The sequence below is a fragment of the Pseudoalteromonas sp. Cn5-37 genome (genome assembly GCF_021532495.1).
GTDB classification, from domain to species: domain Bacteria; phylum Pseudomonadota; class Gammaproteobacteria; order Enterobacterales; family Alteromonadaceae; genus Pseudoalteromonas; species Pseudoalteromonas simplex.
In genome coordinates this window covers 361,508-387,748 of record NZ_JAKGBA010000002.1, presented here as the reverse complement: position 1 = coordinate 387,748, position 26,241 = coordinate 361,508, and the positions used below count along the sequence as shown (strand labels likewise).

Genomic DNA, 26,241 nt, shown 5'->3' with positions numbered 1-26,241 from the left:
TAAAGCAGCATGAGTAAGTTAACCAACCCAAGTTTATTATTGCTTCGAAATGAAGACGAACTTGTTGGACAATCGATTTTAGTGGTTAACTTTGAGCAAGATGGCTTCTTACGCGAACTTAAAACGCTAAACCCTGAAGCAAAAATTACTGCGTTCAGTTATAACCACGCAAATGCCATGTATGCTAGCAAAATTGCCGGTGTACATGCTGTGGTTAGCCACACTATTCCAGATAATAACTACGATTTAGTTATCTATTATTACCCAAAAGCTAAGCCCGAAGCACAAATGTGCCTCGATAACATTCGTGCTGTTTGTCATCAAGACGCGCAACTATTTGTGGTAGGTGAAAATAAAAGCGGTGTTAAATCAGCAGAGAAACAACTAAAAGATCACTGTGGTTTTAGTAACAAAATCGATAGTGCCAAGCACTGTATTTTGTATTTATTCTCTGAGCTTACGCTAAACGATAACTTTGCTATCGGTCGTTATCATAAGCAATTTCAAGTGAAAGCCGGCGATATTGAATTTACGGCGATTAGTGTGCCGGGCGTATTTAACCACGGTGCGCTTGATGTAGGTACCGCGGTACTTCTAAATAATGCGCCAAGTATTAGCAAGGGTAAAGTGCTCGACTTTGCATGTGGCGCAGGCATTATTGCTACTTATTTAGGAAAAAAGCAGCCTGAGCTTGAGTTTGTATGTAGCGATGTAAGTGCTCTTGCTACTTACGCCACAGAGCAAACACTTGCATTAAATAACCTTAAAGGCCAAGCGGTATTAAGTGATGGCTTATCTGATATTAATGGTAAATTCGACTTAATCATCAGTAACCCTCCTTTCCACACCGGTATTGCCACTGATTACACCATTGCCGAGGCATTTCTTAGCTCTGCAAAGCAACACTTGAGTAAGCAAGGTAAACTGACCATAGTTGCAAACAGCTTCTTAAAATACCCACCTATTTTAGAAGCGCAATTTGGCCAATACAGTACCGATTTCAAAAATACAAAATTTGCAGTTTACTCAGCTAAATAAAAGTTGAGTAAATAGCTTATTCGTAGCAAAAATATTTTTTAAAATATTTAGTTACTTTTAAATGTCTTTGCTAGACTAAACTCTTACTAATAAAATAAAAATTTAGGCTTTCTATAGCGCATGTCAATTTTATCGGCACAAACGAGTATTCGTAAGGCATTAACTAATGCGGTTATGCTTGTTACTGCGTTGTGCTTGTCTTTGTCTATCTCTATTTCGACCTACCTAGATGTAAAAGAACAAAAAGCCTTAATTGTCGATAAAATAACTATTCTATCTGAAATTATTGCATATAACGCCCAGGTCACAGTGTTATTTGATGATAACGAAACTGAAACAGAGCGCCTAAAATCTTTCGAGACAGTGCCGCTCATTAAAAACATTCACATATACGCAATTGACGAATTATCGAATGAGCCTGTTTTTTTCAGCAGCTTTAACGCCAATAGAACTCCGCCAGTTCCTATCAAAGTAAACAGTATCAGCGAGCTGTCTGAGCCAAAGTTTAAAGATGATGTAATAGAATTAATAAAACCAATCAAATATGAAGGAGAAGTGATTGGCTATGCCTATGTTCGTGGTGGCTTAGATAGGCTCAATCAGTATATTAACCGTAAAATCTTTATTGATATTTTACTAACCCTATTTGTTTTAGTGTTGGTATATTTTGTTGCTCTGCGTATTCAAAAACGTATTGCGAACCCAATTGATGAACTGAGTAACTTGCTTCAAGATGTGTCAAAAAACCATAACTATGACACTCGCGCACAAAAAACTAATGTCGATGAAATTAATCAGCTTTCTAGCAGCTTAAATATCATGCTTGCCCGAACCCAAAAGCAAATCGAGCGCCACGAAAAAGACAAACAAGAAATAAAACAGCTTAACCAAAGCCTTGAAGAGAAAGTAAATCAACGTACTATTGCCTTGCGTGAGGCTAACCAAGAACTACTCAATACACTTGAGCGTATGCATCAATACCAAAATCAAATAGTAGAAAATGAAAAAATGGCCTCTTTAGGGCAAATGGTTGCAGGTGTTGCCCATGAGGTAAATACACCTATCGGCTTAGGTATTACGGGTTCAACTTTGCTCCGTGACAAGCTGGCAGAAATCAACGCGCAGTTTGAGCAAAAAACACTCACCTCAGCACATTTAAAACGCTTTATAACTGATGGCATTGAAAATCTAGATCTTATCTATCGCAACTTAAACCGAGCCGCAGAGCTAGTCTCAAGCTTTAAGAAAGTGGCAGTTAATCAAGATGTCGAAATAACCACTAACGTAAACTTATATAATTTATTAAATGATGTGATTATGTCGATGCGCTCAGAAATACAATATCGCAATCCTAAAATCACGATTAACTGCAATAATGACTTTAGTATTGAGACTAAATCGGGACCATTACAGCAGGTGTTACAGCAGTTATTGAGTAACTCTGTGATCCATGGTTTTAGCGACGAGCTTGATAACGAGATCACCTTTAACGTTGAGCGCAATGAAAGCAGCTTTATTATTCACTATTTCGATAATGGCGTTGGTGTTGAAAAGACGATTCGAAAACGTATTTTCGACCCATTTGTGACAACCAAACGAGGCGAAGGTGGAAGTGGACTAGGTATGCATTTAGTTTATAACCTGGTAACCCAAGCCTTAGGCGGTACAATAATTCACGATGAGTTAAATACCGAGGGTGCTCATTTTATTATTACTCTCCCCTTATCTGAAGGTAATGCATGATGAAAATCATATGTTGCCTTTTTGCTTTTGTTATTTACGCCACCCCGAGTTTTGCAAAATCACCAGAACAAGTAAAATCTGCGTTTTTATATCAAATTGCTAAGTTCACTAAGTTTACTGAAAGCATGGATCCTCCACCTATTTCTTTCTGTTTTTATAATGTAGAAACAGGGCCTGGGTCGTTCCTAAAGGACAAAAGTGAACTGCAAATTAACAAAAAACCTATCAACGTTATTTTAGTGAAAAAAACTCAGCAAATTTCTGAACTTTCTCAGATTTGTGATATCACATACATTGATGAAACATTAGAAAATGATATACTTCCACTTTGGACCGATACAATTTCATTAAATACTTTAACGATAGGTGAAAGTATTCGCTTTTTAGAGAAAGGCGGAATAGCCTCTCTGGTTCAAGAAGGAAATAAAATCCGACTGTATATCAATAAGCAGCACGTATTGCAGCATAACTTTAAAGTGCAATCTCGATTGTTAGCTATGGCTAAGTTTTATCCAAATTGATTTTACTTGTTAACAATTGGATCTAATCCTATAATCTCTAGTATTCGGTTTTGCTTGATAATACCGAATTTTTGTAAATAAAATTTCCGAAAAGGTTAATATACAATGCAAACGCCAGTCATTCTGATCGTAGAGGATGAAGACGTAACTCGACTAAACCTCGTTAGTTTATTTGAAGCCGAAGGTTACAAAGTTATTGAAGCCATTGATGGCGATGATATGCATGACAAGCTTACAAATAATGATGATGTGAACCTTGTAGTTATGGATATCAACCTACCAGGTAAAAACGGGCTTATTTTAGCGCGTGAATTACGTCAAAAACGTAATGTTGGTTTAATTTTCTTAACAGGTCGTGACAACGACGTTGATCGCATTTTAGGTCTTGAAATTGGTGCTGATGATTACATCACAAAACCATTCAACCCTCGCGAATTAACTATTCGTGCTCGTAACCTTATTTCGCGCACAGCATTAGGTGGCGAAGAAGCGAATATCGAAACAAATGGTGTTATTACATTTAACGGTTGGGAACTTGATGAAAACAGCCGTTGTTTAACATCTCCAAGTGGCGACGCTAAGCGTTTACCTAAAGGTGAATACCGCGCACTTCGTTTAATGCTCGATTCACCGGGCCGTATTTTCAGCCGTGAGCAATTAATTAAGCACATGACTGGCCGTGAGCTTCGCGCAAATGACCGCACTGTAGACGTAACCATTCGTCGTATCAGAAAACACTTTGAAAGCGATAACAGCACCTCTGAGCTGATCAGCACCATCCATGGTGAAGGCTATCGTTTCATTGGTAAAATCGACAGCTAATTAGAATTAATCTTCTAACTGTTGTAAGAATAATTGGAGGGCGTCACGCCCTTCATTTATTTTAACTGCAAGTTCATCAAGCCACTGTTGTAACTCTTCACTACTTTCTTCAAGCGCGCCGTGTTCCATCTTCTTAGCATGTAACTGCACATCGTTTAAGCCCACAGAGCCAGCTGCACCTTTCAATTTATGCGCCACCGATTTGTATTCTTCTCTATCATCTTCAGCTAACGCATCTGCTAGCTCAGTTTGATACTGAGGGTTTAACTTATTAAATAACTCACAGCTACGATTAAAAATAACCAGCCCCATTGAGCCTACAAAGTCTTCGATGGTTTCTATATCGAGAAGCTCAACACGTATACCCGATAAGTCTTTTTCCGTCACGGCTTTAATTGGCTCAGGCTGACAATTTTGTTGCTGTTTGATATCAAATAGCTCGCCGAGCATTTTATCGAGTTTTGTGGTGTTGATAGGCTTAGCGAGTGCACCTTGAATATTAATACCCGCAAGTTCTTCTTCGGCACTACGCACGTTGGCAGTCAAGGCAACGATTGGCAGCTTATCAAAGTGCTCATCATCACGAATTTGACGAGCAACTTCATCACCATTGATGTCTGGTAATTGCATATCAAGTAAAACGAGGTCTAAGTCATCTTCTGTGTAGACAAACGACAGCGCATCTTCACCTGTTTCAGCCCAAATAACTTCGTGGCCACGCTGCTCAAGTAGGTTGGTAGCAATCTCAGCATTTAGCGGCACATCTTCAACTAAAAGAATATTTAAGCTGCGTACCGCATAACTTTGCTCAGCTGGCGCAATACAAAGCTTAAGGGGAATTTCGACAACAAAAACACTGCCCTCACCTTCAGTACTGCTGACATTGATTTCACCTTTCATCGCAGTAACAAGTGCTTTAGTTACTGCAAGACCAATCCCTGAACCAATTGCATTGGTGCCTTTGATATCAGGTGCCTTATAGTACATGTCAAAAATACGGTGAAGCTGCTCTTGAGGAATGCCTTGACCGGTGTCGCTTACACGCATCACTAACCAAGGCCCATCAGCGCGATTCTCACGGCGACATTCAAGCTCAACATGACCCTGTTGGGTGAACTTAACCGCATTATTGATGAGATTCCAAACAACTTGACGTAAACGAGTCGGATCAAGTGACGCATAAACGTCTAACGTACCTTTGCGTTTAATATTGAACTCAAGCCCCTTTTGCTCAGCAATTAAGCCTGCAAAGTTCACCACATCATTTATAAAGTCGGCCACATTGACTGAGTCAGCAACAATATCAAGCTGCTCACGATCAATTTTATCCAAGTCGATAATATCGTTAAATATATTGCCAAGGGTTTCGGCACTTGAGAATACCGTGTTACACCAACTACGTTGTTGTTTATCAAGTTCTGTATCTAGCAACATGCGGGTTAAACCCACTATACCGTTAAGCGGTGTTCTTAGTTCATGACTTAGAGTCGCAATGAATTTACCTTTATCTTTGTAAGCCGCTTCAAGGGCCTGAGCCGCCTCTTTACGACTGGTGATATCACGGCCAAAGGCAAGTAAACCAATGTACTCACCTTTTTCATTAATAAAGGGTAACTTACGCATCTCAAACCAACGCTTTTCACCATTAACAGGGTATTCAACGTCAAGTGTAAGAGCTTGGTGAGTTTGAGATACTTTTTTGTCAGTGCGAAGTACCTCCGGTAAATAATCACTTGGATAGATTTCTTCGACACTCTTGCCGATTAACTCATCGCTGCTTTTACCAATCACTTGTTCGAACATTTTATTACAGCCAGCAAACACACCATTGTTGTCGCGGTAATAAAACAAATCGGGAGATGAGTCGACAATAGAGCGTAATAACATGCCTTGTTGAGCTAGTTCTTGTTGAGTTTTCTTACGCTCAGCAATTTCGCGTCTAAGTTCTTCTATTGCTCTGTGCTTAGCATGAAACGCCATTTTACGTTCATCAATCTCTTCGTTTAAGCGACTGATATTGTCTTTTAGCGTTTGATTGAGCAGTTTTTCTTGTTTGGTTGCGCTATCTAGATAACTATAAGATGCTTCTAACTGGCGAATAGAATTGAGCAGCACTGTTATTAATATCGGCGATACTACTGCGGTAAAAAACAACACAGCTAAAACATCAACTAAAGTTACCGTACCGACTGCTACATAATAAAACATGCACGATAAAATCAGCGACATGACCAGTAATAAGGCATAACAGGCAGCGGCAGTTTTAAACTCACCGTACTTAGAAATAAAGCTTGAGAGTGTGCGAGCCCAGGGACTCAAAGAAGAATCAATCATATATTAAAGCTTAGGCACATAATCGAAAAAAAACAGCATAGTTAATTTTATCACTATTCCTTTAGAAATATTCATATTGTGCGATAAACATAGAATTTTTTCATCAACGCCGCTTTTTTATATTTTTTCATGTAAAATACCGCGCTTTAATAATTGCAAAGAATGAGTATTACCATGCAAACCACAATGCCAGATATTGCTGATACGGCTCCCGCCTTACAAACAGGTAAATTAGACTGGGTTGGCATGGGCGAAATTGAACTTCCTTTCATTTTTGAAACTCGCAATATTGCCCCTGTAAACGTAATTGCCAAGGCACGCGCTTTTGTAAACTTGCATAAAGAAGACGCCAAAGGCATTCATATGTCGCGTTTATTTTTAGCCCTTGATACCTTATCAACCGAGCAGCAAGTTAATCCACAAACTCTCAAGCAAGCACTTGATACCTTTATTAGCAGCCATGATGATTTAAGTGACCAAGCACAAATCGAATTTAAGTTTGAGCTACCACTGCGCCGAAAATCTTTATTAAGTGGCAAAGTAGGTTGGAAAAACTACCCGATTCATCTGATCGCTAAGATCAACCAAGGCATTGTAAGCTTTGAGTTAATGGTTGATGTCACTTACTCGTCAACATGCCCATGTTCAGCGGCTCTTGCTCGTCAATTAATTCAAAATGCCTTTAGCGAAAAGTTTGCAGAGCAAAATGTTGATAAGCAAACTGTTTTAGAATGGCTAGGCACAACTGACGGGATTGTAGCTACACCACACTCACAGCGTTCAATCGCCAACGTGAAAGTAAAACTCGACAGCCAAATTGACAGCTTTGATGTGGTTGGCTTAATTGATGCTTTAGAAGCTGAGCTAAAAACGCCAGTACAAGCGGCGGTTAAACGTGAAGATGAGCAAGAGTTTGCCCGCTTAAATGGTCAAAACCTCATGTTCTGCGAAGATGCTGCACGTAAAATTAAAGGCTTACTTGAACAGCATAACTACGCAGATTACTGGCTACAAATAAACCACTACGAATCACTTCATGCCCATGACGCGGTAGCAATCGCAGTTAAAGGGGTTGCTGGCGGATACACGGCTTAAAAATTTCGGGTAGCTCCATACAGTTAGGCACGCTAATTGCTATTAGTTTTCAGTGTCAATTTGTTGTTGTGGAGTTACCGTATGGAATTCGCTTTATTATCAATTTTAGTATTAGTCGTCGTAGCCTCTGTTGTTGCGTCAAAGTTTACCGATGAAGGCGGAAACCCTTACCCTTTCACTCGTAAGCAAACTGTTTTTACGCAAGTTGAGAGTGCTTTTTTACACCTGCTAGAACGTGCGGTAGGTGACCAGTACAAAATCGTCAGCCGTGTTAAACTGATTGATTTAATCGACTGTAAGCAAGGCTTATCTGTCAAAGCTAAACGTGCTGCAATGGCTAAAGCCAAAAACAAACAGTTAGATTACGTGCTTATCGACAAGGACAAACTTAGCATTGTTGCCGCTGTTGATTTAGTAAATAACACCAACCGTGACGGCCATAAAGCACAACGTGACTGGTTTGTCAGTGGCGCGTTAGAAGCGGCAGGCATTCCGCATATTCGTATGAAAGTAAAATCAGGCTATCAACCAAGAGAAGTGCGTGACGCTATCATGTTTAAACTTGGTAAACCTGCAGCAGCACCGGCAAGACCTGCGCGCAATCGAGTAACTAAACCAGCAGTACTATCACCATCACAAGCAAAAGCACACTCAACGGCGCTTGCAGAAATATAGTCCGTCATAATATTGGCAAAAGCAGACTTTAAGGTCTGCTTTTTTGTTTGTTTTAGACATTTTTAGGTATAATCACCCTATTCAACCTAAGGAATCAAATATTATGCACGTTGGTATTATTGGCGCGATGGAGCCAGAAGTAAAAATCTTACGCGAAGCAATGGTAAACCCAAGCATCATGACTAAAGCTGGTTTTACCTTTTACACCGGTGAATTAGCGGGTAACACTGTTACTTTAGTTCAATCTGGTATTGGTAAAGTAGCTTCTGCAGTAGCAACGACACTACTAATCGACAACTTCAGCCCAGATTGTGTGATCAACACAGGTTCTGCAGGTGGTTTTGAGCCATCGCTAAATGTAGGTGATGTCGTTATTTCTTCAGAAGTTCGTCACCACGATGTAGACGTGACTGCATTCGGTTACGAAATCGGCCAAGTACCACAAATGCCAGCGGGCTTTGCTGCGCACCCTAAATTGATTGACGCGGCAGAGCAAAGCGTAAGCCAAATCAGCGATGTTAAAACCATGATTGGCCTAATTTGTACTGGTGATTCATTCATGTGTGACCCGGTAAGAATTGAAAAAACACGCGCAGAATTTCCAACTATGCTTGCAGTAGAAATGGAAGGTGCAGCAATTGCACAAGCTTGTCACGTGCTAGAAACACCATTTGTTGTTATTCGTTCAATGTCTGACATTGCTGGCAAAGAATCGCCGCAATCATTTGAAGAGTATATCGAAACTGCATCTATCAACTCATCTAAAATGGTTGTTGCTCTTTTAGAGAAGCTAACATCGGTGAGTTTATAAGGTGATTGCAAATATTGTTCAAAACCATTTGGACATTATTGTATTTTTTGTAGCGCTCTTAGCTGAGCGCTTCTTTCCTTTGGTTAGTTGGTATCATCCTAATACCTTTTTAAGCGTTATTTTCTCTGCCCTCAACGATCGTTTATACAACCCAACGAATCCTAAAAGCTATCAATATTTAGCCTCAACTTTGGCTTTTACACTCACTATTTTAGTGATAGTGACATTAGTTGTGCTGTTTTTAGAGTTTGCTTTTTATCCTGAGTTATTAAGCGGCTTAATTTTATATTTGTTACTCAGTAGCCGCGCGCAAGAGAAGAAATCATTACGTATTGCCAGATTACTCAAGCTCAACCAAAAAGCGACTGCTAGAGAGCTACTCTCGAGCTTTGTTGCCCGTGATGTATCACGTTTATCGGCTTCTGGAATTTGTAAAGCAACCATGGAGTCACTGGTGTTACAAAGTGCGCGGCATTATTTTGCCGTTATCTTCTTTTATCTACTTGGCGGCGCTATCCTTGCTTTAGTTTATCGCTTACTGACATTAATTCATCAAGCATGGCGAAAAAACCAAAAACCCAACAACCCGTTTTTGGCTCCCATTGCTAAGTTACTATTTGTATTGGAGTGGTTACCCACTCGATTAGTCGCATTAACCATTGCAGCAACCAATGCCAGTAGACAGAGCATTCATTACATTAAGCACTATGGCAGACACTTTTATCAAACCAATACGGGTTGGCTGTTAAGTGTTACATCGGCTGCTCTACAAGTGCAATTAGGTGGCCCTGCCCTTTACCAAGGTGAGCGCTTTAATAAAATGCGTGTTGGTACCGATCGCCTACCAGATGCCGATGATATTCCCGCTTTAGTGAATCGCTTAAATCAAGCGAAAGCATTTTGGTTACTACTTATCATCGCCATTGAAGTGGCTACGCTGTTTATTAACTAAAAAAAGGCACAAAAAAACCAGCCGCAGCTGGTTTTTATTCTGTTAGCTTATTTATTTAAGCTAAGGTGATTTTAGCAAACTTACGTTTACCTACTTGGTAAATCTGTGTAGTGCCTTTAGCAACTTCAAGCTTAGTATCCGTTACTTTTTCTTCACCATTAATCTTTACAGCGCCTTGTTTAATCATACGCATTGCTTCTGACGTACTTGCAACAAGGTTCGCTTCTTTTAATAGATTAGTGATAAACACAGTGTCTTCAGCAATTGTTACTGTTACTTCAGGGATCTCATCTGGTAACGCATTCTTTTGGAAACGCTTGATGAAATCTTGATGAGCACCTTCGGCTGCTTCTTCGCTGTGGAAACGTGCAATCATTTCTTTGGCAAGCTCAATCTTAATGTCGCGCGGGTTTGCACCATCTGCAACACATTGTTTAAGCGCTGCAATCTCTTCGATAGATAATGCACTTAATAAGTCATAGTAACGCCACATTAGCTCATCACTAATAGACATCACTTTACCAAACATGTCGTTAGGCTCATCAGTAATACCAATGTAATTACCTAATGACTTAGACATTTTTTGAACGCCGTCAGTACCTTCAAGCAGTGGCATCATCAATACTGTTTGTGGTTTTTGACCTTCGTCTTTTTGTAATTCACGACCCATTAATAGGTTAAAACGTTGGTCTGTACCGCCAAGTTCAACATCAGCTTCTAATGCAACTGAGTCCCAACCTTGTACCAGTGGATATAAAAATTCGTGGATAGCAATTGATTGACCGCTGGCATAACGCTTTTTAAAGTCATCACGTTCTAGCATACGTGCTACTGTTTGACGCGCAGCCAGTTTAATCATACCTGCTGCACCTAAGTTCTCCATCCAAGTAGAGTTGAATGCAACTGTAGTTTTAGCAGGATCAAGAATCTTAAATACTTGCTCTTTATAGGTTTCAGCATTAGCTAATACATCTTCACGGGTTAACGGTTTACGCGTTACGTTTTTACCCGTCGGATCACCAATCATACCGGTGAAGTCACCGATCAAGAAAATCACTTCATGACCTAGGTCTTGGAAGGTTTTCATTTTGTTGATAAGAACTGTGTGACCTAAATGCAGATCAGGCGCAGTTGGATCGAAACCCGCTTTGATCTTAAGTTTCTTACCAGACTTTAGCTTTTCGACTAATTCGTCTTCAATTAATATCTCTTCTGCACCGCGTTTTATCTCAGCTAGAGCGGTTTGTAAATCCACTGTGTATTACTCCAAAAATTCAGCTACCGGGGCGTGGTGGCCTGTCAGGGTTATAAATATAGAGCTAAAAACTTTAAAATTTAGCTAGTTAGCACCAAAAAGCGACACTAGAAAAAAGCCTAACTTAAATAGTTTAAGAAACAGCCCTGAAGGCAGCGCGCATGATTGTTCTTTATACCGCGTTATTGCAATTTAATGAAGGGACTATAGTTAACTAATGTAGATTTAGTTTAACCATAGACATCTGCTGCAATTTTAAACAAAAAAGTTTAACGCGCAGGCCAATTCTAGCGTAAAATAGCGCCAGTTTAAATCTACAAAACACTGGTATTTGCTCTATTTTAGGTATATCCTGCGATATTAGTATTTAAATTTCTTGACAGCAGAAAAGGCACGATATGGTTCACGTAGTGCACAAACTTCCCAAAAAACACAAACTGCTTATTCTCGGTTTGGTTTCTGCTATTGTCGGCTTGGCGTTATTGCCTTCTGAAAAAGCCACCGCATCAAAGGACAACAGTGCAAACGCACTTGAAATTGGCAAACGCTACGAATTACAAGTTAAAGTTGATGATAACGAAAAACTAACTGAGCTTAATTCGGAGCAAGCAGCAGCAAAACTTCCAGAATACGAGCTTATCGACCATGAAGTACGTAATGGCGATAATTTAGCACTTATCTTTAAACGTGCGGGTTTCTCAGCGCAAACATTACACAAACTAGTTAATACCAACGCTGAAACTCGTAAGTTAACAAAAATTCACCCAGGCGAAATCTTAAGCTTTGCAACCGCTGAAGATGGCTCTTTAGCGCAGCTTCGTTATGTGATCTCAAAAACAGATACCTTATACGTTACATTAAATGACGAAGGTAACTACGACACTTCTATCGATAGCAAAGAAATCGAAACGCTAAGTAAATCTGCTGGCGGCGAGATCTCTAATAGCTTTTGGACATCAGGCATTGCCGCTGGCTTAAGCGAGCGTCAAATTATGAATTTTGCTGACATCTTTGGTTGGGATGTCGACTTTGCTAATGACATTCGTAAAGGTGACCAATTTGGTCTTATTTACGAAGCTCACTATGTTGATGGTGAATACATTGGCGACGGTAAAATTATTGCCGCAGAGTTTATTAACCAAGGCGAGCGTTACACTGCTATTCGCCATACCGATGGTAACTTCTATACGCCTGAAGGCCGCAGCATGAAAAAGGCTTTCTTACGTGCGCCAGTTAACTTTAAGTATATTAGTTCGAGCTTTAACCCGCGTCGCTTACACCCAGTGACCAAAACGGTAAAACCACATAACGGTATCGATTACGCAGCGCGTACCGGTACGCCAGTTGTATCATCGGGTAATGGTAAAGTGATTAGAGCAGGCTACAGTAAATACAATGGTAACTATGTATTTATTAGCCATGGCACACAGTATGTAACTAAGTACTTACACTTAGACAAAAAGATGGTTAGAACTGGTCAGAAAGTGAAGCAAGGCCAAAAGATTGGTACGGTTGGTGCGACAGGTCGTGTAACGGGCCCACACTTACACTATGAATTCTTAGTAAACGGTGTACACCGTAATCCGAAAACGGTCAAACTACCTAAATCAGAGCCTTTACCGCGCGATGAGTTAGCTAAGTTTAAACCGATTGCTGATAACTTCTTAGCGCAATTACAACGTAACCGTGAGTTACAATTGGCGTTAAATAAGTAGTTAAGTAAACATAAAAAAGCCGCTTCAATTGAAGCGGCTTTTTTGTGCCAAATAAACCCGGCTAAAACTATTATAGACTTTACTAAAATGAGTACTGATAGCACTGCGGTTTAATACAACTATTACCTTAAAAGAACATAGATAAGTTGAATAATCAGCGAAATCATCACCAGTGGCCAAATGTACTTTGCATACTTTGTCGCGCCATCAAGCCCCATTCTAGACTGATACTTTTCAAGTAGCGGTATTAGAATAACCAAGGCAACAAAAAGGCATAATAAGATAATAAAAACATTCATGGCGGCTTCCTTACACAACTATCATTTAACTACAATTTCTTTAGGGTGACCCTAGTCTATAGGCAAAAAAAAGCGCAGTAAAATTACTGCGCCAGTCGGTTGGAAGTAAATCGACTTAGCCAACAATCGCTAACAGAATACCTGCTGCAACGGCACTTCCTAATACCCCTGCTACGTTTGGTCCCATGGCATGCATTAACAAGAAGTTATGCGGGTTGCTCTCAAGGCCTACCTTATTAACCACCCGTGCTGCCATTGGTACCGCTGACACACCTGCTGCGCCTACTAATGGGTTGATTGGCGATTTAGAGATCTTATTCAGACCTTTTGCCATAAACACGCCTGACGCTGTACCAATTGCAAAGGCCAATGCACCTAACACCAAAATACCGATTGTTTCTACGGTTAAGAACTTATCTGCAGCAAGCTTTGAGCCTACCGCTAAGCCTAAGAAAATGGTGGTAATGTTGATGATTTCGTTTTGTGCACTATTGCTTAAACGATCAACCACGCCCGATTCACGCATCAAGTTACCTAGGCAGAACATACCTACCAGCGGTGTTGCCGCAGGTAAAAACAAGATAGTTAAACTAAGCACCATTAACGGAAAAACAATTTTCTCTTTTTTCGATACTGTACGAAGTTGCGGCATTTGAATTTCACGTTCTTCTTGCGTTGTTAATGCACGCATAATTGGCGGCTGAATAATTGGCACAAGTGCCATATATGAATAAGCCGCTACTGCTATTGCACCAAGTAAATCAGGTGCCAGCTTAGATGCTAAGAAAATAGCTGTTGGACCATCTGCTCCACCAATAATGGCAATGGCCGATGCATCTTGAAGTGTAAACTCAAAACCAGGAATAAAGTTAAGTAGAATTGCACCAAATAAAGTAGCAAAAATACCAAACTGCGCAGCCGCGCCTAACAGCAACATACGCGGATTTGCTATCAAGGCACTAAAGTCTGTAAGCGCCCCCACGCCCATAAAGATCAAAAGTGGGAACACCCCAGAATCAATCCCGATATCGTACACGTAATAAAGCAAACCACCCGGTTCAGATAACCCGGCTACAGGAATATTAGTTAAAATAGCCCCAAAGCCGATAGGTAATAACAATAATGGCTCAAATTTACGGGCGATTGCGAGATATAATAACCCGCAACCTACCGCAATCATTATTAATGCAGGAAAGGTAAAGTTAGCAATACCTGTCGCATGCCAGAGGTTTAAAACACCATTCATCCTCTGTCTCCTATGCTAGCGCGATTAGCGCATCGCCAGTGGCAACAGAGTCGCCCTCTGCTACTAATACTTCAGCTATTGTACCTGAGTGTGCGGCGCGAACTTCTGTTTCCATTTTCATTGCTTCCATTATGATAACCACATCACCTTCATTTACTGTTTGGCCAGCTTTTACTTTCACTTTGAAAATATTGCCTGCTAACGGCGCGTTTAAGGTTTCGCTAACAGACGCTGAGGCAGATTGAGGAATTAACTCACTGTCTTTTAGAGTTACTTCTTTTAGTTCACCACCTTGCGCTACAACGACATCGTAAACTTTACCGTCAACTTTAACGCTGTATTGCTCTGCTTTTGCAGGACTTGAAGCGGCTGGTTTACTTTCTGACTTAGCAACTTCACCCGTTGGAATTGCTTCAAACGCATCAGGGTTGTTACGGTTTTTAATAAACTTAAGGCCAATTTGAGGGAATAATGCGTAAGTAAGCACATCATCAATCACGTCATCAGCAAGCTCTAAACCTTGCTCTTTAGCTTCACTTAATAACTCTGCTTCAAGCTTCTCAAGTTCAGGCTCAAGCTTATCAGCAGGACGGCAAGTGATTGCTTCAGCGCCATCTAGTACACGTTCTTGCAGCTCTTTATTCATTGGCGCTGGTGTTGCACCATACTCGCCTTTAAGCACACCCGCAGTTTCTTTCGTGATGGTTTTATATCGCTCGCCAGTCAACACATTAAGTACCGCTTGAGTACCAACAATTTGCGAGGTTGGTGTAACGAGTGGAATGTAACCTAAGTCTTCGCGAACACGCGGGATCTCAAGTAATACTTGATCAAGTTTATCAGCAGCACCTTGCTCTTTAAGCTGATTTTCCATATTAGTTAACATGCCGCCCGGCACTTGCGCTAATAAGATACGTCCATCAACGCCTTTAAGGCTGCCTTCAAATGCAGCATATTTCTTGCGTACGTCACGGAAGTAAGCAGCAATTTCTTCTAATTGGTTTAAATCAAGGCCTGTGTCTCGCTCAGTGCCTTCTACAATTGAAACGATGGTTTCTGTGGCGCTATGACCATAGGTCATACTCATTGACGAAATAGCCGTATCAAGCATATCGATACCTGCATCGATCGCTTTTTGGTAAGTTGCAGTGCTTAAACCTGTGGTTGCGTGGCATTGCATCGCAATAGGAATAGACACAGTTTCTTTTAAACCTTTGATCAACTGTTCACAATCATAAGGCTTTAATAAACCTGCCATATCTTTGATACAAATTGAATGACAACCAAGATCTTCTAGTTGTTTTGCAAGCTCAAGCCACATATCAAGCGTATGGACTGGGCTTACTGTGTACGAAATAGTACCTTGGGCATGAGCACCTACTTTAACAGCAGCTTTAATGGCAGTTTCAAGGTTACGCACATCGTTCATCGCATCGAAAATACGGAAAACATCAACACCGTTTTTGTGGGCACGCTCAACAAACTTTTCGACTACATCATCAGCATAATGACGGTAACCTAAAAGGTTTTGCCCACGCAGTAGCATTTGCTGCTTAGTGTTTGGCATTGCCGCTTTTAGCTCGCGAATACGTTGCCAAGGATCTTCACCTAAATAACGGATACACGAGTCAAACGTCGCACCACCCCATGATTCAATTGACCAATAACCCGCATTATCGAGTTTTTCTGCCATGGGTAGCATGTCGTCTAAGCGCATACGCGTTGCCAAAAGAGACTGGTGTGCGTCGCGCAATACTAGTTCGGTTAGTTTTAATTTAGCCATGTTTAAGCTGCCCCGTTATTTTTGTTTATTTCGAAATTGAGCAATTGCAGCGCTGATTGCTGCAATATGTGCCTGTGGCACACCCTGTTGAGGTTGAACTTTTGCTGTACGCGTAGGTTCTGCAGTTGCAGGATCATCAAATCGACCCACCAGCTTTGACATTAAAGTGACTGCTGAAATCAAAATAGTCAGAAAAACAAACACGCCTACCATGCCTGTCACCATCAAACTGGCCGCAGTGGTGAGTAATCCACCTATATCCATACGACTCCCCTCGCTTACTTAAAATAAAAAGTTATTTTTGTTAAATAATTATGCACCAATAATAACAAACAAAATTCATTTGTATAGCACCATTGTAAATTGGTAAAACCAATTAAATTTAAAATAACATGACGTACATATAATTAACACCCTACTATTAGCGCATTTAAAGCCCCGCTATAGATGATATAAATAATCAATATAGCCAGTCGTTATATGCTGAACTATTAATTAATAGCAACAAAATGGCTAAAAACCACACACAACAAGGTGTTATAGGTAGCCAACCCAAATAAAGTTAAATTGGTCTTACCATTTATTGGTGCATTATCTCTTTTTCTCATGCATCTCAATATGAAAAAATATCACTATGAATAAGTTACATGCTTACTCGTAAAAGTTACCAAATGATGAACCCTCTAAAGAACAATAAAAACACACAACCCATTGAAATATATAAAATAAAAGTTCTGGCACAGAACTCGCTTCAGTTACATCGAACTTAAGAAAATTTAAATAGCCAAGGAGACCACTATGTTACGCTGGACAATTACTTTTCTAGTTATCGCGTTAATCGCAGCAGTGTTAGGTTTTGGCGGTATCGCAGGAGCCGCTGCAGGCATCGCTAAGATTATCTTTTTTATATTTTTAGTATTACTTGTTATTTCGCTGGTATCAGGAGCACTTAGAGGCAACGTCCCTAAGTAGTTAAAAGCAGATAACCACTTACTTTATTTTTAAATTTACAAGGAATTTCATTATGAAAAATTCAACTTTAAAAGCCGCAACTATCGCCCTATTTTCAGGTCTTTTCATCATGGGTTGTGAAGACAACTCTGCTGAAGACGCAGGTGAGCGTATTGACGAAGCAATTACTGATACACAAAATGCAGTTGAAGATGCATGTGAAGAAGTAAAAGAAGGTGTTAACGCAGAAGAAACTAACTGCTAATCAGTCACCTTACTTAAGAAAAGCGGCCAAGTGCCGCTTTTTTTGTTTTGTATGCGAGTTAGCGAGTTAGCGAGTTAGCGAGTTAGCGAGTTAGCGAGTTAGCGAGTTAGCGAGTTAGCGAGTTAGCGAGTTAGCGAGTTAGCGAGTTAGCGACTTTAGGCTGCAAGCTGCTTGTGTCAAGAAGCTTGCTAACTTTACTCTTTCCCCTAGAAACTCATTAATTTGTTGGGTTTCGCTCCGCTCTAACCTACGTCACGTAGGTCGTCATTTATGGCGACACATGTTTTATCACTCATACCTGACGGGCTAAAGCCCGACCTACGACTTACACGTAGATTTAAGAAACATCGCGCGAAATAAATTTCACGCCTACGTGAGCCTCAAACTCGATAACTTTACTCTTTCCTCTAGAAATTCGCTAACTTGTTGGGTTTCACTCCGTTCTATCCTACATCATGTAGGTCGTCATTTATGGCGACACATGTTTTATTACTCATACCTGACGGGCTAAAGCCCGACCTACGACTTACACGTAGATTTAAGAAACATCGCGCGAAATAAATTTCACGCCTACGTGAGCCTCAAACTCGATAACTTTACTCTTTCCTCTAGAAATTCGCTAACTTGTTGGGTTTTAATCTGATAGCTGACGGCTCTGAGTGCGTCTCCGTTCTACCCAACGTTATCACTCACATACCTTAGTGAGGGGCACATTTGTCGTTATACTTGCTATATGCCATTGGCCGTCGATAAAACTTACTTTTGCGACATCGCTTACAGCAAAATCTCCGGGGACATTTAAACGCGTTAAGTTGCTCGCTAACTGCTGCTGGCAATATGGGCCGGTATCACCATGCATTACAAGCACAGGCTTCTTTGTGTGCTTTGCGAAGTCGCTGATGGCATCTCGGTATATTTTAAATGCATCACAATTAGAGCGCTGTGATTCACTGCAAGTGGGTTTACTGGTCGGGTGGTAAATATCAGCCTGAAAGCCAAACACATAGGCCTTAGCATCTTGCTGAACAAGCGCTTGTTTTAGCCAAATTAAGTTGTACTTATCACGCTTGTCGGCGGCATCTAGTGCCGCGTTTTTGTCACTTTTTAAAATTTGTGAGCGGCCGTTAAAAGTACCCGGTATATGCAAAGTACGAAATTCAATGTCATCATACTGCCAGCGGGCATTTTCTAGCATTTCAGCTTGGATTGCATAACCTTTTAGTTGCTGTGCTTTTTTTGTATAAGCATCGTCGAACATCAAGCTTTTAACAAAGCTTAGCCGTTCAAGTTCATCAAAACGCACCGATAGCTTTTCTCGGTCGCAATCGGTCCATTCATTATCACCTGGGGTGTAAATAAAAGGCTGTTTGGTCAACGACGTCAATAACGCTTTATTTGTTTGCAAAAGCTTGTTCGTGCAAGCAAGCGCCCCGGATTTCATATCACCAAGATGTATTAAAAAGCCATGAGGTGTTGCTTCGATTGCCTTGGTAATTTTTCCGCCTTTGGCGAGATTAATTTCATCAATCGGGGTGTATGGCATATCGCCCATAACTAAAAAAGTATTTGTGGTCATTGCAAGTGCTAATGACATTGAACTAACAAACATACAACTTACGCCTTTAAAATACACATACCTTAAGCTCTCACAATGACAACTAAATGAAAACCAACTACGGCAGATTTTTTCTATCAATGTTAAACTGCTGTCAGCAAATTAAGTGAGCCCACGAATGACACTAAGTACAACTTACACATTAGATAAACCGTATTATTACGAATGCTTTGATGAGTCTTTGCCTTATTCATCTCAAGCCAAGCCTAAATACCCGCTGTTGATATTGTTAATAACCTTAGGCTTATTGGCGTTTTATCAATTAGAGAATCATTACCTTGGTAGCTTTATGATTATGCTTGCCGTCGTTGAGTGCTTATCGTTTTATTACAAGCGCCCATGGTGGGTCGCAAGACAAATGATGAGCCGTGCATCAGGCAGCGAAGTGACTATCGTATTTGATGATGATGGGGTGAAAGCCGAAAACCCGCATAAAAGCTACCAATTAAGCTGGCAACAGATTAGTGAGATTATTGAAACTGAGCGAGGTTATATTTTAAAGGCACAGCGCGGTATGCAATATATTTCTAAACAAGCGCTAAATGATGAAATGACAGCCGAACTAAATAAAAGAGCCACTCAGTGAGTGGCTCTTAAAATATCTGTCGCTGATTAAACGTTGCCCGGATTTGGGTTAGATTTCTCTGCTTGAATTCGCATGTAGATTTCTTCACGATGTACTGATACATCTTTCGGTGCATTTACACCAATGCGAACTTGATTTCCTTTAACACCAAGAACAGTAACTGTTACTTCGTCACCGATCATTAGGGTTTCACCTACTCTACGAGTTAGTATTAGCATTCTCTTGCTCCCATGTTCCAAAAAATTAAAAGATTCCGCGTCAAAAACATTCTAATGAAATCTAGACTTAAAAGTAAGTAAAAACTCTAGATCTTATTCATTTTCGGTTAAAAAAACTTTGTGTAGCGCACGTACAGCCAGTTCTAAATACTTTTCGTCAATTAAAACTGATATCTTTATTTCTGATGTCGATACAAGCATCACTTTGATGTTTTCATCGGCAAGGGCATTAAAAAATAAACTTGCCACACCAGAGTGAGATTTCATCCCTACACCTACTGCAGACACCTTGGCAACATTGCTGATCCCTTTAATAGACTCTGCGCTGATACCATCTTGGTTACTGGTCAAAATTTCAAGGGCTTGCTCAAAATCATTCGTGTGCACAGTAAAAGCATAGTCTATTTTTTCAAAGTTATGATTAACTTGATTAATCATATCTATTTCGATGCCAAATTCTGCAAAAAGTTTCAAAATTTTTGCAAGGTTTTCCGTTCCTTGGTGTACGCCATTGACGTAAATCAAGCTTTCGTCACGATTAAAGGCGATACCCGACACAATGTTTGCTTGCACATCCGGCTCCTCAAAACTGATCAAGGTCCCTTGATCCGGGTTAAAACTCGATAACACTCTGAGCGGTATATTATATTTTCCTGCCGCTTCGACACTACGAATATGCAGTACCTTAGCCCCAAGACTAGCCATTTCGAGCATTTCTTCGAAGGTGACATGGCTCATACGTCGCGCATTAGGCTCAATACGTGGGTCGGTGGTGTATACCCCATCAACATCGGTGTAAATTTGACATTCATCGGCATTGATAGCGCCTGCAATCTCAACCGCAGAGGTATCAGTACCACCGCGACCAAGCGTGGTGATATTGCCTTCAATATCGCGGCCCTGAAAGCCCGCTATTATAGCAATCCGGTTATGTTCAAGTTCATGCTTTAGACGAGTCGCCGCAATCTCTTCAATCCGCGCTTTACCAAACATGTTATCGGTGCGAATGTTGACCTGATCAGCAAGTAAGCTTACCGCTGAGTGACCACGTTTAATAATAGCCATAGCGAGTAAAGAGACCGACACTTGCTCACCGGTGGTTAGCAATACATCAAGCTCACGAGCACTGGGTCGAGAATCGATTTGTTTAGCGAGTTCAATTAGACGGTTAGTTTCTCCCGACATCGCCGAGAGCACCACCACAACTTGATGGCCTTGTTGTTTGGTTTTTACAACAAGGTCGGCGACGGCCTCAATTCGCTCTATTGAGCCAACTGAGGTACCACCGAATTTTTGGACGATAAGTGCCACTAGTGATTAAGAACGCTCAGTTAACCAAGCCGTTACACTTTCTAAGGCTGCAGCTAGGTTCTCTGGCTGAGTACCACCTGCTTGCGCCATATCAGGACGACCACCGCCCTTACCGCCTACTTGTGCAGCCATGTGATTTACAAGTTCACCGGCTTTCACTTTACCAGTTAGGTCTTTAGTTACACCGGCAATTAGGCTTACTTTATCGCCATTAGCTACGCCAAGGGCAATAACACCTGAACCAATCTTCGTTTTCAGGTCATCAACCATGCCGCGTAGTGCTTTAGACTCAGTACCTGCAACATCAGCAACCAGTAGTTTAATACCGTTCACTTCAACAACAGAGTCAAGTAACGATGCACCTGCCGCACTTGCTAGCTTGTCGTTAAGCTGTGCAATTTGCTTCTCAAGGCCTTTTGATTTCTCAAGTAATGCAGTTACTTTTTCAAGTACTGTGCTGCTATCACCTTTTACTAGTGCTGCAACATCGTTTAGTTGTTGCTCTTGCTCACTTACATAAGCAACCGCTTCAGCACCTGTTACCGCTTCAATACGGCGGATACCGGCTGCGATACCGCTTTCTGATACGATTTTAAATAAACCGATATCACCAGCACGCTTAACGTGAGTACCACCACATAGCTCGATTGAGTAATCACCAATGGTTACTACGCGCACTTCGTCATCGTATTTTTCACCGAATAATGCCATCGCACCTTTTGCTTTTGCATCTTCGATAGCCATTAGCTCAGTTTCAAGCGCAAAGTTACGACGGATTTCATCGTTTACCGCGCGCTCGATTTGACGTAATTCGTCTTTTGTTACCGCTTCAAAGTGTGAGAAGTCAAAACGTAAACGTTCAGGGTCAACTAGTGAACCTTTTTGACTTACGTGCTCACCTAAAATTTGGCGTAATGTTTCATGCAAGATATGCGTTGCAGTGTGGTTTTTCTTGATGCTATCGCGACGTGCTGCATCAATGGTTGCCTCTGCTTTATCGTTTGTACCAATACGACCTTGTACACGACCATGGTGTGCAAATGCATTACCAAGTTTCGTGGTGTTAGTCACTACAAACTCACCGCCAGCAACTTTTAACACACCCGTGTCACCAACCTGACCACCTGATTCAGCGTAGAACGGTGTGCGGTCTAAGATTGCGATACCTTCTTGACCATCTTCAAGTACCGAAACCGATTGACCTTCAGAGAAAAGCTCAACCACAGTACCTGTGTAATGTTCTGCATCGTAACCTTTAAAGTCAGTATGTTTTTCAGACTTAAGTTGTTGGTTGTAATCTGCACCAAACTTACCCGCTTGCTGTGCTTGCTTACGCTGAACAGCCATACACTCTTGGAAGCCGTGCTCATCAATCGTCATAAAACGCTCACGCGCCACGTCTGCCGTTAAGTCTGCTGGGAAACCGTAAGTGTCGTACAGTTTGAATACCAAGTCACCTGGGATCACATCACCTTCGATGTCAGTTAGGCTTTCTTCTAAAATAGCCAGACCACGCTCAAGTGTTTTACCAAACTGCTCTTCTTCAATACGCAGTACTTTTTCAATAATTTCTTGTTGCTTAGCAAGCTCTGGGTACGCTTGACCCATTTGCTCAATTAGCGCAGCAACTAGCTTGTAGAAGAATGCACCTTTCGCACCTAGCTTGTTACCGTGACGAACAGCACGACGAATGATACGACGTAATACATAACCACGGCCTTCGTTTGACGGCATAACGCCGTCAGATACTAAGAACGCACACGAACGAATGTGGTCAGCCACAACGCGTAACGATTTATCATCTAAATCTTGTGCGTTTGTTACTTTAGCCGCTGCTGCAATAAGCGCTTGGAATAAATCGATTTCGTAGTTTGAGTGCACGCCTTGTAAAATTGCAGAGATACGCTCAAGACCCATACCTGTATCAACAGACTGCTTAGGAAGCGGCTCCATTGTACCGTCGGCATGGCGGTTATACTGCATAAATACTAGGTTCCAGATCTCGATGAAACGGTCACCGTCTTCTTCAGGTGAACCTGGAGGACCACCCCAAATTTCTTCACCGTGATCGTAAAAGATTTCAGAACATGGACCACAAGGACCTGTATCACCCATTGACCAGAAGTTATCGCTAGTTGCAATGCGAATAATACGGTCTTCACTTAGACCCACTTCTTTATGCCAAATGTTGAAGGCTTCTTCATCATCGTGATAAATAGTAACAAGGAGCTTTTCTTGCGGTAGTTTTACAACGTCAGTTAAAAACTCCCAAGCAAATTTGATTGCGTCTTGCTTGAAGTAATCGCCAAAGCTGAAGTTACCTAGCATTTCAAAGAATGTATGGTGGCGTGCAGTGTAGCCTACGTTTTCAAGGTCGTTATGTTTACCACCTGCGCGTACACAACGTTGTGAGCTGGTTGCACGTGAATAAGGGCGGCTTTCCGCACCTAAAAATACATCTTTAAATTGCACCATACCGGCGTTATTGAATAATAACGTGGCATCGTTACCCGGGATCAGCGAGCTTGAAGGAACAATTTGGTGTTGTTTAGAGGCAAAAAAGTCTAAGAACTGTTGCCTGATCTGTGCGGTAGTCATATGCTGCATGTGAAAATCTCACCCGTTTATTGCTGTGCTTGCATTGCAAAATCAATTTGTTCGTAATTAAAGCCTCGATACATCAAGTAGCGTACACGTTTCGCTCTTTCTTTCTGGTCGAGTTCTTTACCTGAATTTGAAAACTTCTTTAAATATGCGTCCTTTGCGAGTTCAAACCAATCGATTTCGAACTCCTCGAGCGTCTTGTCTAGTAGTGCTCGATCTATCCCTTTTGCCATTGCTTCGCTCTGAATGCGTTTTACACCATGATACTTAGCTAAATGGCGGCGTACAAACCCTTCGCAATAGCGCTGTTCGTTAATAAAGTTGTGTGATTCACACCAATCTAACAAGCGCTCTGTAAACTCAGGTGTCGCCTCTTTTTGCTGTAACTTTCGCGTTAAATCCCGACGCGAATAATCTTGTCGGGACAATAACCAAAGTACGTAATTCTTTAACTTTTGTTCTTTATCATCCATTACGCGTCAAAGCGTCCTGATTGTGACTGTGCTTCAGGTGCTTTTGTTTGGTCATCACCTTTTGGCACAACTGGCATAAAAATGGCCTGAAAAGACACGAAGAAGCTAATGTAACAAATTGGCATTAAAACCAATAGTGGAATAAACGATAAAGGAATACAGATCACCATTAAAACAGCGCAAATTAGGCCATAAACACCAAGTGGCGCCATATTATGGTAAAACACCATGAATGAGGTTTTTAAAACCTGAAACATATTGCTTTGCTTTTGAAAATAAACCAAAGGCACTGCATAGGCAAAAGCAGTTAAATACACACAGATCGCCAATAGAAATACCGCAACTTGCCCCATTGAAATGGTTGCTAATAAATCGGCAATATGTGTTTGGTTTTGTGGGTCGAAAGTTTGACTCGAAATAACTGCGTAGGCATCTGCAAAAATGAAATTAGACAGTAAGGCTAATAAAATACCTGCCGCCATCTGATACACAGCCACACGCACTAAACCTATACGGTTTCCTTTATTACTAAATGGCTTAAAAATATCAGCTTGGCTGATAGTCCCGCCTTGCTGCTTAGTTAACACAGCTTGATAAAAACCTGCCATCAAAAATGGCGTCACAAACGCACCAACAACTTGCAGTAAAGGTAGCAGCAATGCCAAAAAGCTAATTATCACGATTAGCAGATGCATTAAAATAAAAGTCAAAGGTTGCAGCTTAAAGATTTCCCACCCAGCTTTAAACCATTTAACGCCCGCATCAGCTTTAAAAATACGTACTTCGATCGACATAGTTTCTCATTCAATAACGACAAAACGCACCGAGTATAACTGGGTGCGCCGCTTGTTTATAGTCACCTGTTGTGAAATTTACTCAGGCTTTTTAATTTTTTTAATATCAAGCATGTGCGAGCCATGTTTGATTTTCGTTTCAAGGTAAGCTCGGTTACCTACCACACCCGCTTTAATGTGCGCATGAGTGCCAACCACTGAATCAACTTCAATACCCGCATCACGCAGTGCTTTGAGCTTATTTGGGTTGTTAGTCATTAACTTAACATGCTTTTGATTGAGTGCTTCGAGCATTAATACCGCGTCTGAAAAATCACGTAAATCATCAGCAAAACCCAAATGGTTATTTGCTTCGTACGTATTCATACCTTGCGACTGTAATACGTAAGCATCAATCTTATTGTATAAGCCAATACCACGGCCTTCTTGGCGTAAATACAGTAAAATACCACCCTGCTGGTGCATCATCTCGATACACTCATTTAATTGCTCACCACAATCACAACGTGAAGAGTGAAATACATCGCCCGTTAAACACTCTGAATGCATTCGAATTAAAGGAACATCTTGCTCTGTGTCTGCTTGATTAAACACTAAAGCAACATGTTCTTGGCCATCATTTAAGCCACTGAAAGATACGATTTCTGCAGGGATATCACTGTTTTTGCCAACATTCAGCTGGACTCTTGCTCTTACTTGCGCCACGACAAATCCAAATTAAAAAATAAATGCGATACTGCAAATGTGATTACAACAGCTTGAGGTTGTAAGGATGCAACATACGACGAGTGATAACTAATATTGAGGCAGTTACCAGCAATTCAAGTATTATACACTCAAACCACCCCAAGATACGAGCTTTGCGCCTCGCTTTAATGGCGCTCATCAAACACTTGAAAACTCGCCGTCATACAGCTACCTAATTGAATTGTAATGCGTTTTAAAAAATCACATTCAAAATATTCGAAAAAATAGATTAGTTTAATCTCGATAAACAGTCAGACCTTGTTCAAATTGTTAATAAAAACATACTATGTATCTTAATATTCAACAGTGACACAGCGAGTGTAACTTGCTACCTTGCACCTAATGATGATAATGATTATCATCAACTAGTATTAATTCCCTTCTCTAT

Annotated in this window: 24 protein-coding genes; 12 read left to right on the top strand and 12 right to left on the bottom strand. The window is 40.9% G+C overall.

Features of this window, described 5'->3' with window-relative positions; genetic code table 11:
- Positions 1–9 precede the first annotated feature (9 nt).
- The 4 genes from rsmC to arcA all read left to right on the top strand — a co-directional run bounded on the left by rsmC (position 10) and on the right by arcA (position 4,124).
- The gene (gene rsmC, locus L1266_RS06545; protein WP_166338687.1) at positions 10–1,038 is read left to right on the top strand and encodes a 16S rRNA (guanine(1207)-N(2))-methyltransferase RsmC; all 1,029 of its coding nucleotides are present in this window, start codon (positions 10–12) and stop codon (positions 1,036–1,038) included.
- A 120-nt stretch (positions 1,039–1,158) separates the two neighbouring features.
- Positions 1,159–2,781, top strand: coding sequence for an ATP-binding protein (locus L1266_RS06540; RefSeq protein ID WP_054551297.1), 1,623 nt, complete (start codon positions 1,159–1,161; stop codon positions 2,779–2,781).
- Complete coding sequence (locus L1266_RS06535) at positions 2,778–3,302, top strand: YfiR family protein (RefSeq protein WP_228290684.1); 525 nt, start codon at positions 2,778–2,780, stop codon at positions 3,300–3,302. The genes L1266_RS06540 and L1266_RS06535 overlap by 4 nt, the downstream gene beginning before the upstream one ends.
- Positions 3,303–3,407: 105 nt before the next feature.
- The gene (gene arcA / locus L1266_RS06530) at positions 3,408–4,124 is read left to right on the top strand and encodes a two-component system response regulator ArcA (protein ID WP_054551295.1); all 717 of its coding nucleotides are present in this window, start codon (positions 3,408–3,410) and stop codon (positions 4,122–4,124) included.
- Positions 4,125–4,130: 6 nt separating this feature from the next.
- Here arcA and arcB read toward each other — a convergent pair whose 3' ends face one another.
- Complete coding sequence (arcB, locus tag L1266_RS06525) at positions 4,131–6,458, bottom strand: aerobic respiration two-component sensor histidine kinase ArcB (protein WP_138602046.1); 2,328 nt, start codon at positions 6,456–6,458, stop codon at positions 4,131–4,133.
- Between the two features lie 174 nt (positions 6,459–6,632).
- Here arcB and folE2 point away from each other — a divergent pair, with 174 nt between their 5' ends.
- The 4 genes from folE2 (at position 6,633) to L1266_RS06505 (ending at position 9,991) form a co-directional block, all read left to right on the top strand.
- A complete protein-coding gene (gene folE2, locus L1266_RS06520) occupies positions 6,633–7,553 on the top strand; it encodes a GTP cyclohydrolase FolE2 (protein ID WP_235377125.1) in 921 nt (306 codons plus the stop codon).
- An 81-nt stretch (positions 7,554–7,634) separates the two neighbouring features.
- Positions 7,635–8,228 (top strand): DUF2726 domain-containing protein, encoded by a 594-nt coding sequence (locus tag L1266_RS06515; protein WP_054551292.1) that lies wholly within the window; start codon positions 7,635–7,637, stop codon positions 8,226–8,228.
- A gap of 103 nt (positions 8,229–8,331) precedes the next feature.
- Positions 8,332–9,039: a 5'-methylthioadenosine/S-adenosylhomocysteine nucleosidase gene (gene mtnN, locus L1266_RS06510; protein ID WP_235377124.1), complete on the top strand. Its 708-nt coding sequence runs from the start codon at positions 8,332–8,334 to the stop codon at positions 9,037–9,039.
- A 1-nt stretch (position 9,040) separates the two neighbouring features.
- On the top strand, positions 9,041–9,991 hold the full coding sequence (locus L1266_RS06505) for a cobalamin biosynthesis protein CobD/CbiB (protein ID WP_235377123.1): 951 nt from the start codon (positions 9,041–9,043) through the stop codon (positions 9,989–9,991).
- Between the two features lie 55 nt (positions 9,992–10,046).
- Here L1266_RS06505 and tyrS read toward each other — a convergent pair whose 3' ends face one another.
- A complete protein-coding gene (tyrS, locus tag L1266_RS06500; RefSeq protein WP_235377122.1) occupies positions 10,047–11,246 on the bottom strand; it encodes a tyrosine--tRNA ligase in 1,200 nt (399 codons plus the stop codon).
- Positions 11,247–11,644: 398 nt separating this feature from the next.
- On the opposite strand from tyrS, the gene L1266_RS06495 reads away from it, so the two are divergent.
- Positions 11,645–12,961 (top strand): peptidoglycan DD-metalloendopeptidase family protein, encoded by a 1,317-nt coding sequence (locus L1266_RS06495; protein WP_054551288.1) that lies wholly within the window; start codon positions 11,645–11,647, stop codon positions 12,959–12,961.
- A gap of 414 nt (positions 12,962–13,375) precedes the next feature.
- On the opposite strand, the gene L1266_RS06490 is transcribed toward L1266_RS06495, so the two are convergent.
- Genes L1266_RS06490 through L1266_RS06480 form a run of 3 tightly spaced genes read right to left on the bottom strand, consistent with a single transcriptional unit; the run spans position 13,376 to position 16,553 of the window.
- Positions 13,376–14,506, bottom strand: coding sequence for a sodium ion-translocating decarboxylase subunit beta (locus L1266_RS06490; protein WP_235377121.1), 1,131 nt, complete (start codon positions 14,504–14,506; stop codon positions 13,376–13,378).
- Positions 14,507–14,516: 10 nt separating this feature from the next.
- Positions 14,517–16,289 carry a sodium-extruding oxaloacetate decarboxylase subunit alpha gene (gene oadA, locus L1266_RS06485; protein WP_054551286.1) on the bottom strand — a complete coding sequence of 591 codons (1,773 nt, stop codon included), beginning with the start codon at positions 16,287–16,289 and terminating at the stop codon, positions 14,517–14,519.
- A gap of 15 nt (positions 16,290–16,304) precedes the next feature.
- A complete protein-coding gene (locus L1266_RS06480; protein WP_199530053.1) occupies positions 16,305–16,553 on the bottom strand; it encodes an OadG family protein in 249 nt (82 codons plus the stop codon).
- Between the two features lie 534 nt (positions 16,554–17,087).
- Between L1266_RS06480 and L1266_RS06475 the strand changes: the two genes are divergently transcribed.
- Both L1266_RS06475 and L1266_RS06470 read left to right on the top strand, forming a co-directional pair.
- Positions 17,088–17,261, top strand: a complete 174-nt coding sequence (locus tag L1266_RS06475; protein ID WP_064485886.1) for a DUF1328 domain-containing protein — start codon at positions 17,088–17,090, stop codon at positions 17,259–17,261.
- A 52-nt stretch (positions 17,262–17,313) separates the two neighbouring features.
- Positions 17,314–17,505 (top strand): hypothetical protein, encoded by a 192-nt coding sequence (locus L1266_RS06470; protein WP_054551284.1) that lies wholly within the window; start codon positions 17,314–17,316, stop codon positions 17,503–17,505.
- A gap of 685 nt (positions 17,506–18,190) precedes the next feature.
- Here L1266_RS06470 and L1266_RS06465 read toward each other — a convergent pair.
- The gene (locus tag L1266_RS06465) at positions 18,191–19,114 is read right to left on the bottom strand and encodes a hypothetical protein (RefSeq protein ID WP_235377120.1); all 924 of its coding nucleotides are present in this window, start codon (positions 19,112–19,114) and stop codon (positions 18,191–18,193) included.
- A 124-nt stretch (positions 19,115–19,238) separates the two neighbouring features.
- Between L1266_RS06465 and L1266_RS06460 the strand changes: the two genes are divergently transcribed.
- Entirely contained in the window at positions 19,239–19,706 is a 468-nt protein-coding gene (locus tag L1266_RS06460) for a YcxB family protein (RefSeq protein ID WP_054551282.1), read from the top strand.
- Between the two features lie 26 nt (positions 19,707–19,732).
- Here the strand turns inward: L1266_RS06460 and csrA are convergent, their stop codons facing one another.
- The 6 genes from csrA to L1266_RS06430 all read right to left on the bottom strand — a co-directional run bounded on the left by csrA (position 19,733) and on the right by L1266_RS06430 (position 25,811).
- Positions 19,733–19,924, bottom strand: a complete 192-nt coding sequence (csrA, locus tag L1266_RS06455) for a carbon storage regulator CsrA (RefSeq protein ID WP_036970495.1) — start codon at positions 19,922–19,924, stop codon at positions 19,733–19,735.
- 93 nt (positions 19,925–20,017) lie between these two features.
- Entirely contained in the window at positions 20,018–21,235 is a 1,218-nt protein-coding gene (locus tag L1266_RS06450; protein ID WP_054551281.1) for an aspartate kinase, read from the bottom strand.
- Between the two features lie 6 nt (positions 21,236–21,241).
- Positions 21,242–23,842: an alanine--tRNA ligase gene (gene alaS / locus L1266_RS06445; RefSeq protein WP_054551280.1), complete on the bottom strand. Its 2,601-nt coding sequence runs from the start codon at positions 23,840–23,842 to the stop codon at positions 21,242–21,244.
- Positions 23,843–23,859: 17 nt separating this feature from the next.
- A complete protein-coding gene (locus tag L1266_RS06440; protein WP_138601891.1) occupies positions 23,860–24,312 on the bottom strand; it encodes a regulatory protein RecX in 453 nt (150 codons plus the stop codon).
- Positions 24,312–25,106, bottom strand: a complete 795-nt coding sequence (locus L1266_RS06435) for a BPSS1780 family membrane protein (protein ID WP_166339830.1) — start codon at positions 25,104–25,106, stop codon at positions 24,312–24,314. Before L1266_RS06435 ends, L1266_RS06440 begins: the two co-directional genes overlap by 1 nt.
- Before the next feature lie 78 nt (positions 25,107–25,184).
- Entirely contained in the window at positions 25,185–25,811 is a 627-nt protein-coding gene (locus L1266_RS06430) for a GTP cyclohydrolase II (RefSeq protein ID WP_054551277.1), read from the bottom strand.
- Between the last annotated feature and the right edge of the window lie 430 nt (positions 25,812–26,241).